This window comes from Chromobacterium sp. CCUG 30098, assembly GCF_059916605.1.
On sequence record NZ_JAUCGS010000004.1, the window covers coordinates 38,485 to 50,685 of the forward strand.

Consider the following 12,201-nt stretch of genomic DNA (forward strand, 5'->3'; position numbering starts at 1 on the left):
TGATTATATTTGATTTTTTCCGAGGGACGCAGCGTCTAGAATGCACTGTGTCGGGCGTTCCTCGGAATGCCGTCGAATTCAACGCAAGGGCCAACACCATGAAACGAGTCATCCTATTAATCGCCACCAACATCGCCGTGATGGTGGTGCTGAGCATTGTGGCCAGCTTGTTGGGGCTGAACCGCTTCATGACGGGCAACAGCCTGAACCTGGGCACGCTGCTGGGCTTCGCCGCGGTGATGGGTTTCGGCGGGGCCTTCATCTCGCTGATGTTGTCCAAGACCATGGCCAAGTGGAGCACCGGCGCGCGGGTGATCGAAACCCCGAGCAACGACACCGAACGCTGGCTGGTGCACACCGTGCAGAAGCTGGCCAGCCGCGCCAATCTGCCGATGCCGGAAGTGGCGGTGTACGAGGGCGAGCCCAACGCCTTCGCCACCGGCCCGAGCAAATCCAACTCGCTGGTGGCGGTGTCCACCGGTCTGCTGGCCTCGATGACGGAAGAAGAAGTGGAAGCGGTGCTGGCGCACGAAATCGCCCATATCCAGAACGGCGACATGGTGACGCTGACGCTGATCCAGGGCGTGGTCAACACCTTCGTGTTCTTCCTGGCGCGCGTGGTCGGCTATTTGGTGGACAACTTTTTGCGCCGCAACGACGAAGAATCCAGCGGCCCGGGCATTGGCTATATGGTCACTGTGATCGTCTGTGAGATCGTGTTCGGCATCCTGGCCTCCGCCATCGTGATGTATTTCTCGCGTCAGCGCGAATTCCGCGCCGACGCCGGCGCGGCCACCCTGCTGGGCGGCGCGCGTCCCATGGTCAACGCCTTGCGCCGTCTCGGCGGCGTCGCCGCCGGCGACCTGCCGCAGAATATGGCGGCCTCCGGTATCTCCGGCGGGCGCGGCGGCCTGATGGCGCTGTTCTCCAGCCACCCCAGCATCGAGGAGCGCATCGGCGCGCTGGAACACGGTCGTTAAGCTTTGATCCGCCTCCGCGGCAGCGGAGGCGGCTGATGTGAATTCAGGCCCCGGGGCGGCTCGCTCGGCCCGGGGCCTTTCTATTGCCTAAAGGAATGCTTATGGAATGGTTGAGCGCCGGCTTCGCCGGCTACCCCTTGTGGGTGTGGTTGATGTTCATGGCGATTGTGCTGGCTCTGCTGGCTTTCGATCTGGGCGTGCTGCACAAAGAGGAAAAGGAGATCGGGGTCAAGGAAAGCCTGATGCTGTCGGCTTTCTACATCGGCGTCGGCCTGGCCTTCGGCGGCTGGATCTGGTGGTATCAGGGCGCGGACGCCGGCATGCAGTATCTGACCGGCTATGTGGTGGAGAAGTCGCTGTCCATGGACAATGTCTTCGTGATGTCGCTGATCTTCTCCAGCCTGGCGGTGCCGCGCTTGTACCAGCACCGGGTGCTGTTCTGGGGCATTCTCGGCGTGATCGTGATGCGGGCCTTGATGATAGGCCTGGGCGCGGCGCTGGTGGCGCAGTTCCAGTGGGTGCTGGTTTTGTTCGGCCTGTTCCTGATCGCCACCGGGATCAAGATGCTGTTTTCCGACGACGAGCACGCGCCCATCCAGGAAAACCGCATGTACCAATGGCTGCGCGGCCACCTGCGGCTGACGCCGGACTTGCACGGCAAACAGTTTCTGGTGCGCGGCGAGGCGCATGGCTTGGCTCGCGGCTGGTGGGCGACGCCGCTGCTGTTGGCGCTGATCATGGTGGAGAGCGCCGACCTGGTGTTCGCGGTGGACAGCATCCCGGCCATCTTCGCCATCACCCAGGACCCGTTCCTGGTCTACACCTCCAACATCTTCGCGATCCTGGGTCTGCGCGCGCTGTACTTCGCGCTGGCGGCGATGGTGCATCGCTTCCATTATCTGAAGTACGCCTTGTCGCTGGTATTGGTGATGATAGGCGTCAAAGTGGGTCTGGTGTTCTTCAACGACGTGGGCTGGGTGACGTTCAAGATCCCCACCGCCTGGTCCTTGGCGGCGACGCTGGGTCTGTTGCTGGCGGGCGTGCTGTATTCGCTGCACAAGACGCGAGATCAGAACCCCAACGATTGAGGCGGACGCATAAGTTCGCGCCGGAGCAGGGCTCCGGCGGGCAAGGGAAACCGGCCATGCGCAATGCGCGTGGCCGGTTTTTTGTAAACCTTCTGTAAACCTCTCTCATTTGGCCACGATTTCTCCCTCAGCCCGGCGGGCGGGCGCGGTATCCTTAGAGCCGCTAACCAAACCTCGCAGAGAAGCTGAGCCTAGACGCGCCGACGCAGGCAGTACAAGTTGTACGGCCAGGAGGCGCAAGGCAGGATCAGGGCTTGGGTTAGCGGGTCTTATAATAAAGCCGCAATGGAGGTGAGCTGTTATGACTGTCGAAGTGCCAAGATTGCTGGTGGTGGATGACGACCCCGACCTGCGCGACCTGCTGCGCGACTACCTGGGCAAGCAGGGTTTCGCCGTCGACGCCGTCGGCGACGGCCAGGCCATGCATCAGGCGATTGCCGCGCAGAACTACAATATGTTGATTCTGGACCTGATGTTGCCGGGCGAGGATGGCCTGACCCTGTGCCGCAATCTGCGCGAGCGCTCCTGCATGCCCATCCTGATGCTGACCGCGCGCGGCGACGAACTGGACCGCATCATCGGCCTGGAAATGGGGGCCGACGATTATCTGACCAAGCCGTTCAGCCCGCGCGAGCTGCTGGCGCGGATCAAGAGCATTTTGCGCCGGGTGTCGGATCAGCCGGCGAACGCGGCCAGCGTGCGCCGGCTGCGTTTCGCCGGCTGGACGCTGGACCTGAACGCCCAGCATCTGCTGGACGAGGCCGGGGTGGTCACTCCGCTGTCCGGCGGCGAATTCAAACTGCTGCAGGCCTTGGCGGAAAACGCCAACGCGGTGATGTCGCGCGATCAACTGATGGAGGCGATGAACGGCAAGGAGGCCGGACCGTTCGACCGCACCGTCGACGTGATGATAGGGCGGGTGCGCCGCCGGCTGGGCGAGGACGCGCGCGAGCCCGTGCTGCTCAAGACCATACGCAGCGGCGGCTATATGCTGGCCTGCGAGGTGGAAGCCTTGCGATGAGGTGGTTGCCGCGCACATTGTATGGCCAGATTTCGCTGACGCTGGTGGGGGGCTTGCTGCTGGCCAACGCCTTGGGCATTTATTTCATTCTCAGCGACCGCGACCGCTTGAGCAATTCCTTGCGCGTGCAATACACCGCGCAGCACATCGCCGACATCGTCAATCTATTGGACGAGTGTCCAAGCAAATATCGGGAACAGGTGATTTCCGCCCTGAACCAGCCCACGCTGCTGGTGCGCATGGACCGGTTCTGGGAGCAGCCAGAAAATACGCTGAGCCGGCATGGCCGCTCGTTTCAGCAATTGATCAAGCGCGACCTGATCAAGCCTTATCAGCTGCAGGTGTTGTCCAAGCAGCAGGACTCGTCGGCAGGCGGCCGCGCGGCCTTGATCGATAGGGTGGGCGGGCTGGGGATGAAAAATTTCACGCCCACGCGGGACGCCGGCCTTGCCGGCTCCATCGTCGGCGAAGAACTGACCGCCCTGGGCCCGCTGGCCGAATTCAAGACCCATCTGGCCACGGTGCAGGCCAGGCTGAGCGACGGCACGGTATTGACCTTCAACGCCTCGCGGCCCATTTCGCTGGCCGATCAGCCCATCCGCATCCTGGCCTGGCTGCTGCTGGTGGCCTTGACCGCCGCTATTCTGGGCGCCTGGGCGGTGCGGCAGCTGATCCGGCCGCTGGGCCTGTTCGCGCAGGCGGCCCGAGGCCTGGCCAGCAATCTTAATCAGGCGCCCTTGCCGGAAACCGGCTCCGAAGAAGTGGCGGAAGCCGCCCGAACCTTCAATCGGATGCAGACCGAGCTGCAGCGCCTGCTGAAAACCCGCAATCAGATGCTGGCCGGCGTGTCGCACGATCTGCGTTTGCCCATCACCCGTATCCGTCTGCGCCTGGAAGGGTTGGCCGAGTCGTCGGAAAAGCAGGCGATAGAGCGCGACCTGCTGGAAATGGACCAATTGATCAACGACTCGCTGACCTATCTGCGCGGCGGCTGCGGCAGCGAGCAGGTGGTGAAGCTGAATCTCAACGCTTTGCTGGAAAGCGTGGTGGAGGATATGGAGGCTTTCGGCGCCGACATCCAACTGCACAGCGAAGCGGTGGCGCCGGTCGCCGGCAAGGTCGGCGCCTTGCGCCGTTGCCTGGGCAATCTGCTGGAGAACGCGCGCCGTTACGGCGGCGCGGGGATCGAGGTCAGCCTGCGGCAGCGGGGAGACTGGGTGGAAGTGCGGATTCAGGACCAGGGGCCGGGCATCGCCGAGGCGGAGCTGGAACGGGTGATGGAGCCTTATGTCCGCTTGGAGGATTCCAGGGCGCGCCATACCGGGGGCAGCGGCCTGGGCCTGGCCATCGCGCGGGCGATTGCGCGCGACCATGGCGGCGATCTCAAACTGAACAACCGGCCTCAGGGCGGTTTGTGCGTGAAACTGAGTTTGCCGGCCGGACATTGAACGCATTGATCTTGTGGCGAGCCGCGCTAGCGCGGCTTTTTTCTTGTCCTCTCGCCGGGCTGCGATGAGAGAGGGGGCGGGTGAGCGGCTTTGTATCTGCCGAATTCTCAAAATTTACGATGTGTTCACACTCTATTTACATTAAAGCCGTATTGTAAATGGACATTTACAAAGTGATTGATTACAATCAGTGTCAGAATTCACTGATACAGATTCTTTTTCGCTTCTTTGAATTCGAGTCAAGTCTATCCAATCTTCAGCCCGCCGCGTGCGGGCATTTTTTTGCTCAAATGCTTGTGGTTAATGAATTTTAACAAGTTGAGAGTGAAACTTCGCCTGAGTGTTTCAGTCTGATTGCCTGAAGTATGATGTTGTTTTTTTGACACTACTGTTGTTTAATGACCACAAGTTTGCATGGCTAGTTGCAAATGTGAAACACAGCAACTAGTATTCGCTCACTTCCTAAGTAAACAAGAAGGATAGCCACATCATGAAAAAAAGTCTGATCGCTCTGATGGTTGCCACTCTGCCGGCAGCCGCTTTCGCCGACGTAACCGTGTTCGGTACCATCAAAGGTGGTGTTGAGTACGTTGATAACGCCTCCAACAAGCAAACCAATATCGACGACCTGGGTTCCCGTATCGGTTTCAAAGGCAATGAAGATCTGGGCAATGGCCTGAAAGCCATCTGGCAAGTTGAAACCGGCTTCGGCATCGACGGCCAGAGCCGCACCGGCGAAAGCAGCGGCACCTTCGGCAGCCGCGAATCCTTCGTGGGTCTGTCCTCCAACTTCGGTACTTTCCGTCTGGGTCACCTGGCCAACTACGGCGAGTCCGACATGGCTCAAGTTAACCCGTGGGAAAGCAGCAGCAACGCGCTGCAACTGAACGCCTTCACCCGCGGCGACGGCTATGTTAAGAACGCCGTGCGTTTCGACACCCCGGAATTCGCCGGCTTCCAAGCCGCCTTCCTGTACGGCACCAAGGAAGACAAGAGCAACGCTGCTGCTAACAAAGACCGCGAGACCTACAACCTGGGTCTGTCCTACGAGAACAGCGGCTTCTTCGGTAAGTACCAGTACATCCACGAAAGCCCGGTTACCGTTGGTCTGAACGCTAGCAGCAAGGCCAACAACAAGCACCGCATCGAAGCCGGCTACAACGCCAACAACATCTTCGTGGCGCTGGGCTACCGTAACGACAAGGGCGACGCTACTGTTACCCCGGGTTACTTCCTGTCCAATTCCGAGGCTGCTACCGATGGTCGCAAGTACGAATCGCAAGAATACGCGCTGACCGCTGGCTACCAGATCGGCGCCTTCATGCCCAAGTTCACCTACGCCCAGTCCAAAGACGTGAAGATTGACGGCGTGAAGCAAAACGATAGCGGCTACAAACAGTACCTGCTGGGCGTTGATTACAGCCTGTCCAAGCGCACCGTGGTTGGCGCTCAGTACGGCGAAATCAAGATGGACGGCAACGCCAAGGCTATGGTCAGCAACGGTGTTAACACCGACAAGATCAAGGCCTTCGGTCTGAACGTCGTACACAAGTTCTAAGCGTTACGGGCTAGACGTAAAGCTGCGAACAGTTTGGAATGCCGCCCCTGGCAACAGGGGCGGCATTTTTCATGTCCGGCGCTCGGCAAGTGGCTCGCCGTGGGCGGCGACGAGGTCGTCGACGAAGGCCTGCAGCGTCGGATTGGGATGGCCGCGTTTGCGGGTGACCAGTTGGAATTCGGCCAGATAGCGCCAGCGCGCCGGGTCCAGCGCTCGCAGCAAGTCCCGCTCCGCCAGCGGCGCGGCATAGTGTTCCGGCAAAAAGCCCAGATGACGGCCGGACAGAATCAGGGCGGCGATCGCCTCCATATTGTCGGCGCGGGCGTTGATGCGCCAATCCGCCACCGGCAGCCCGGTATCCGGCAGCGGATAGCTACGCCAGGCCCAGTCGTGGGCGGCCAGCTCGGCGGGGCCAAGCGCGCCGGCCTGCGGGAACAGCGGATGGTCGCGGCCGCAGTAGGCCAGCTGCCGTTCGACGAATAGCAGCCGGTACTCCAGTTGGGGCGCGCGATGCCAGCAATAGCCGATGCCCAGATGAATCCCGCCCGACAGCAGCGCTTCCTCCAGGCCGCCCGGCGGCAACATGGACAGAATCAACTCCACCGCTTGCGGCCGCGCGCGAAAGCGCCGGATCGCCGCCGACAGCCGCGCATTGGCGCCCAGGGCGGTATGGCCGATCACGCCGATGCGCAATTGCCCGACCAACTGCCGGTCCAGTTGGCGGGCTTCCCGACAGAACAATTCCATCGATTCGGACAACTGCCGGCTGGCGGCCAGCAGGCGCTCGCCCTTGGCGGTCAGCGCGAAGCCGCCGCGGCCGCGCTCGCACAGCCTATAGCCCAGCCGGGTTTCCAGCGCCGCCAGCTGATTGCTGATGGTGGACTGACTGATGTTCAGTGTGCCCTGCGCGGCGGAGACGCCGCCAGCCTCGACCACTGCCTGAAACACGCGGATCAGCCGCAAATCCATATTGCTTAAGGTATTGAGCATGGGCCTCCGCGCCGGCGGCGCAATGAGTGGGCACCCGCTGATTAATACATTCATTTTCATCCATGTAAACCGTGGCGTTTGGTGATGTTAGCCGGAGAGGCGGCCGCATAGACTGCGTGATCCCATCCATCAAGACGCAGGAGGTCTTATGTCCGCCCCTTTGCTCAACCAACCGCTGAGCGGCAATGCGATGCCGCGTTTCGGCGGCGTCGCCAGCATGATGCGCCTGCCTCTGCGCGACAGTGCCGCCGGCCTGGACGCCGCCTTCATCGGCCTGCCGCTGGATATCGGCACCTCAAACCGCAGCGGCACCCGCTTTGGCCCGCGTGAAATCCGCAGCCAGTCGGCGCTGCTGCGCCCCTACAACCTGGGCAGCGGCGCGGCGCCGTTCGAACGGCTGCAAGTGGCGGACCTCGGCGATGTCGCCACCAATCCCTATAACCTGGCGGACAGCGTGGCGCGGATCGAGGCCGCCTACGATCTGGCGCTGAGGCACCCGGTGCGTTTGCTGGGCATGGGCGGGGACCACACCGTCACCTTGCCGGCGCTGCGCGCGCTGGCTCGCAAGCATGGCCCGCTGGGCTTGGTGCATGTGGACGCTCACGCCGATGTCAACGACGAGATGTTCGGCGAGAAGATCGCGCACGGCACCACCTTCCGCCGCGCCTGGGAGGAGGGGCTGCTGGCCGAGGGGCGGGTGGTCCAGATCGGTCTGCGCGGCAGCGGCTACGGGGCGGCGGATTTCGACTGGTCGCGCCAGCGCAGTTTTCGGGTGGAGACGGCGGAGCAATGCTGGCATCGCTCGCTGGCGCCGTTGATGGCCGAGGTGCGCGCGCAGCTGGGAGCGGCGCCGGCGTATCTGAGTTTCGACATCGACGGTATCGACCCGGCGTTCGCGCCCGGCACCGGCACGCCGGAAGTGGGCGGCCTGAGTTCGGCGCAGGCCTTGGAAATCGTGCGCGGCTGCCGGGGCCTGGATCTGGTGGGCGGCGATCTGGTCGAGGTGTCACCGCCGTATGACGCCAGCGGCAACACCGCTTTGCTGGGCGCCAATCTGCTGTTCGAAATGCTGTGCGTCCTGCCCACACCGGCGCGCTAAGCCGCGCTGATTCCATACCCGCGAGCGCCGGAGAATGCGCTGCGGTCCCGAGAACAAGAGGAGAACGAGATGAGTCTGGATCTATTGACGGTGGCCGCCTATATCGGCGCCATGTTGTGGCTGGGTTGGCTGGGCATGCGGCGGGCCAGCGACCGGGAGCAGTACCTGGTGGCGGGGCGCAATCTGGGGCCGATGATGTATATGGGCACCATGGCGGCGACAGTGCTGGGCGGCGCCTCCACTGTGGGCACGGTCCGGCTGGGCTATGTTTACGGCATTTCCGGCTTTTGGTTGTGCGCGGCGCTGGGCAGCGGCATCGTGGTGCTCAATCTGTTTCTGGCCAAGCCGTTGCTGCGTTTGCGGGTTTTCACGGTCACCCAGGTGCTGGAGCGCCGCTATCATCCGCTGGCGCGCAAGGCCAGCGCGCTGGTGATGTTGTCGTACGCGCTGATGATCTGCGTGACTTCGGTGTTGGCGATAGGCACGGTGATGCAGGTGCTGTTCGAGCTGCCGTTCTGGCTGGCCGTCGTCATCGGCGGCGGCGTGGTGGTGATTTACTCGGCGATAGGCGGCATGTGGTCACTGACCTTGACCGACATCGTGCAATTCGTCATCAAGACGGTTGGCCTGATGCTGGTGCTGCTGCCCATCTGTCTGTGGCGGGTGGGCGGTTGGGAGCAGCTGGCCGTCCGGCTGCCGGCGTCCGCGTTCAGCTTCGAGGGCCTGGGCTGGGGCACGGTGCTGACGTATTTCCTGATCTATTTCTTCGGCATCCTCATCGGTCAGGATGTATGGCAGCGGGTGTTCACCGCGCGCGACGACAAGGTGGCGCGCTATGCCGGCAGCGCCGCCGGCCTGTATTGCCTGTTGTACGGTTTGGTCTGTGCGCTGATCGGCATGGCGGCGCGGGTATTGCTGCCGGAGCTGGAGAGCCCTAACAACGCTTTTGCCGCCGTCGTCAAAGGGGTGTTGCCGGACGGCGTGCGCGGCTTGGTGATCGCGGCGGCGCTGGCGGCGATGATGTCCACCGCCAGCGCCGCCTTGCTGGCCGCGTCGACCACCTTGACGGAGGACTTGTTGCCGGGAGGGCGCGCCGGTTTACGCCGCAACCGGGCGGCCACCTTGCTGGCCGGGGCCTTGGTCCTGCTGCTGGCGATGCGGGTGAATGACGTGATCCAGGCGCTGACCCTGGCCTACAACCTGCTGGTGGGCAGCATGCTGGTGCCGTTGTTGGCGGCGATCTGCTGGCCGCGGGCGACGACCGCCGGCGCGGTGGGCGCCATGATGGGCGGTTTGGGCGCGGCGGTGTTCTTCATGCTGCGGGACGGTCTGGACGCCAATACGCCGATTTATTTCAGCTTGCTGACCAGCGCCGGCCTGATGCTGGCGTTCAGCCTGGCGGACGGACGCGCGCGGCCGCGCCCGGCGCGGGAGTAGCCGCCCGTCGTCGGCCGTTCAGGCCAGCAGCTTGGCCACCGCGCCGATGGCTTTGGCGGTCAGCTTGATGGTGTCGCCCACGCGTTGCAGCTGCCGCCCGGCGTGATCGGCCGCCTCGGTCGCCGCTTGCAGCGCGGCGATCGCGTTGCGGAAGTCGTTGGTGTCGGCGTTCAGATCCCGCGCGATCAGCGCCAGGGTCTGGTTGGCCAATTCATCCTGTTGCGCCAGCAAGGCGCGGCTGTCCGCGCCCAGGCTGGCGACGGCCAGATTGTTGATGCGGGATGCCAGGCCGCTGACAAGCTCGGTGACTCGGTGGCTGTCCATATGCTGCCTCCTTTATTTGGCGGGCAGGTCGCGATAAAAATTGCGCAGCCGCCTGGCTTCGGCGGCGAAGTCGCGCAGCGCTTGCAGCTTGGACTGGGGCGCGTCCAAGCTTTGCAGCAACTGGCGGTTGGTGTCGGGAAAGCCCTGAATCGCTTTGTCGCTGGCTTGCAGCGCGGCCTCGATCTGCTCGAATTCGCGTAGCCGGTCGGAGATAGCGAGGTCGAACTGGTAGCGCTCCCAGCTGCCGTAGGGCGGTCGGCTGAAATTGGCGTGACGCAGCAGGCTGTCCCTGAGCACGCTCAGATAGCCGGGCAGCGCGCTCAAGACGCGGTGGCTGCTGACGGCCAGCCGGTCCAGTCCGGGCTGGGCGGTGGCCATGGTGTCGCGCAGCGCGTTCTTGCGTTGCGCGGTGGTGAGCTGGCGGCCCAGCGCATCGGCCGCGGTGGCCAGAATCTTGGCGGCGGCCTCGTCGCCGCCGCGCAGTTTGAGATCCTGAACGCTGTCGGCCAAGTCCTGGGCGGCGGCGTCGACCCGGGCCTCGGCCTCCCGGTCTCCAGCCAGGCTGCGCAGAGTTCGGGCGTATTTTTCCAGCGCGTCCAGCGTCGCCTGAAGCTGGGCCAGGGCGGGGCCGAGGTCGTAGCTGGCGCCGTTGCCGGCTTGCGGGCGGAAGGTGTCCGTGCGCAGCGGGGCGTTGGGCGCGGTAAGCACCGCGTTGAGTCGCGCATTCTGCTGGATGCGCGCAAAAGTACCGGCGGAGCTTTGCGTGACGCTGCGGGCGGCGTTGTCGAAATCGGCGAATGGCGTGTCCGGAGCGTTGGCGCAGGCGGCCAGCAGCGGCAGCAAAGGCAGCAGGCGAAGAAGGGGGCTGGCGGGCATGGCGCTGCTCCATCGGCAGGCGGGCGCTGACGCGACCGCGCGGTTTGCGGGATGAAACGTGCGCGGACGCTATGGCGGGCGCATGTCGTGGTATAGACGATCCGTTGTTGCAGCGAGCCTGTACCAATGATATGGCAATGAAAAGGGCGCTCCGGTACTCCCTTTGGTTTGGCCGTTTTCATCGTTCTATCGAGGTCGGCTAGGGTGGTTCCTTCACGCGTGAGCGCATCTAAGCGGGTTTCGAGCTTTATCATTAGCGCCGTGGTGGCGAATGACGAGCATATCGACATCTGAGCGCAGGCTTGGCAACAAGCTGCACAGGCCAGTCGATTGCCGGCGGCCCGCCAGAACTTCGGCGATGCTGAGTTCGGTCGCCCGGTGCGTTGCGGAAATGTCACCGGCAGCTATGCCGCAACTGGCTTGGCCGGAGGCGGTTTTGGGCGACGGAGGCGCGACTTGATAGCGGGTAAAATATTGGTCTTACTGGTAATACCAGTTAGACCAGTGTAGTTTGCCGTTTATGACTAATCATGTTTTTGATCGCCTGGCCGCCATGTTCACTTCTTCCAAACTGGGCGATGTCGCCGCCCGCAATATTCTTGATGCCATCAAGCGCGGCGTCTGGTTGCCTGGAGAGATGCTGCCGTCGCAGCGCGATCTGGCAGAGCAGTTTGGCATCAGCCGCCCGCCGCTGCGCGAGGCGATTTCGGTGCTTGAGGCCTTGGGCTTTGTCCGCTCCCATCCCGGCAAGGGGGTGTTTGTGCTTAGCACCGATCCCCAGGGTGAGCCGTTGGCGCAGCCGACGGTGCGTCCGGAGGACGTGTTTCAACTGCGCTTGGCGCTGGAGCCATTCGTGGTGGGCTTGGTCGCGCAGTCGATAACTTCCGAAGAACTGATGCAGTTGCGGCTAACGCTGCTGGATATGCGTGAGGCGCTGGCTGCGGGCGAAATGGCTGCGGTGGTGGAGGCGGATATTTTGTTCCACCGGCAGTTGGTGGGATTTAGCCGCAACCCAGTGTTCAAGCAGTCGATGGAGCAGGCCAGCGAGGCCATTGGTCACGCCCGCGCCATCATGCTGGCGCGACCGCAGGAGTTACAGGCGGCGTTGATTGAGAAAGAGGCCATTTTGCGGGCCATCAAGGCGCATGACAGCGCGGCGGCCAGCGCCGCCATGCAACAGCACATCATTCATGCTTGCGAACGCTTGGGGATTCCGGTTCGTGGCACGTCTGTCGTCTGGTCACAACAAGGGGAGGGTGGTACCTAAGCCAGTTGGATGTTGGAAGCCGTTTCCGGAAGGCCGCCGCGTCAACCGTCTTGGCCTGGATGACTTGTCTGGGCGGCTTCTCGCCATACCTCCTCATTAGGAGAAAGGGAAGC

Annotated in this window: 11 protein-coding genes; 8 read left to right on the plus strand and 3 right to left on the minus strand. The window is 63.0% G+C overall.

The window, feature by feature from the left end; all coding sequences use genetic code 11:
* The first annotated feature begins 98 nt into the window (after positions 1 to 98).
* From htpX to QUG03_RS10550, 5 genes are all read left to right on the plus strand, one after another.
* Positions 99 to 980, plus strand: a complete 882-nt coding sequence (gene htpX / locus QUG03_RS10530; protein ID WP_488905457.1) for a protease HtpX — start codon at positions 99 to 101, stop codon at positions 978 to 980.
* Positions 981 to 1,081: 101 nt separating this feature from the next.
* Positions 1,082 to 2,068 (plus strand): TerC family protein, encoded by a 987-nt coding sequence (locus QUG03_RS10535; protein ID WP_107732454.1) that lies wholly within the window; start codon positions 1,082 to 1,084, stop codon positions 2,066 to 2,068.
* A 301-nt stretch (positions 2,069 to 2,369) separates the two neighbouring features.
* Positions 2,370 to 3,089: a response regulator gene (locus QUG03_RS10540; protein ID WP_107798618.1), complete on the plus strand. Its 720-nt coding sequence runs from the start codon at positions 2,370 to 2,372 to the stop codon at positions 3,087 to 3,089.
* Positions 3,086 to 4,537: an ATP-binding protein gene (locus QUG03_RS10545; RefSeq protein WP_107798619.1), complete on the plus strand. Its 1,452-nt coding sequence runs from the start codon at positions 3,086 to 3,088 to the stop codon at positions 4,535 to 4,537. The genes QUG03_RS10540 and QUG03_RS10545 overlap by 4 nt, the downstream gene beginning before the upstream one ends.
* Positions 4,538 to 5,027: 490 nt before the next feature.
* Positions 5,028 to 6,095: a porin gene (locus QUG03_RS10550; RefSeq protein ID WP_118266751.1), complete on the plus strand. Its 1,068-nt coding sequence runs from the start codon at positions 5,028 to 5,030 to the stop codon at positions 6,093 to 6,095.
* A 69-nt stretch (positions 6,096 to 6,164) separates the two neighbouring features.
* Here QUG03_RS10550 and QUG03_RS10555 read toward each other — a convergent pair whose 3' ends face one another.
* Complete coding sequence (locus QUG03_RS10555; RefSeq protein ID WP_488905458.1) at positions 6,165 to 7,085, minus strand: LysR family transcriptional regulator; 921 nt, start codon at positions 7,083 to 7,085, stop codon at positions 6,165 to 6,167.
* Positions 7,086 to 7,233: 148 nt separating this feature from the next.
* Between QUG03_RS10555 and speB the strand changes: the two genes are divergently transcribed.
* Together speB and QUG03_RS10565 are read left to right on the plus strand one after the other, a co-directional pair.
* A complete protein-coding gene (speB, locus tag QUG03_RS10560) occupies positions 7,234 to 8,184 on the plus strand; it encodes an agmatinase (protein WP_500819958.1) in 951 nt (316 codons plus the stop codon).
* 69 nt (positions 8,185 to 8,253) lie between these two features.
* Complete coding sequence (locus QUG03_RS10565) at positions 8,254 to 9,621, plus strand: sodium:solute symporter family protein (RefSeq protein WP_500819959.1); 1,368 nt, start codon at positions 8,254 to 8,256, stop codon at positions 9,619 to 9,621.
* An 18-nt stretch (positions 9,622 to 9,639) separates the two neighbouring features.
* Here the strand turns inward: QUG03_RS10565 and QUG03_RS10570 are convergent, their stop codons facing one another.
* Positions 9,640 to 9,945, minus strand: a complete 306-nt coding sequence (locus QUG03_RS10570; RefSeq protein WP_488905461.1) for a hypothetical protein — start codon at positions 9,943 to 9,945, stop codon at positions 9,640 to 9,642.
* Positions 9,946 to 9,957: 12 nt separating this feature from the next.
* Entirely contained in the window at positions 9,958 to 10,821 is an 864-nt protein-coding gene (locus QUG03_RS10575; RefSeq protein WP_488905462.1) for a hypothetical protein, read from the minus strand.
* Between the two features lie 520 nt (positions 10,822 to 11,341).
* On the opposite strand from QUG03_RS10575, the gene QUG03_RS10580 reads away from it, so the two are divergent.
* Entirely contained in the window at positions 11,342 to 12,088 is a 747-nt protein-coding gene (locus QUG03_RS10580) for a FadR/GntR family transcriptional regulator (RefSeq protein ID WP_488905463.1), read from the plus strand.
* The last annotated feature ends 113 nt before the right edge of the window (positions 12,089 to 12,201 follow it).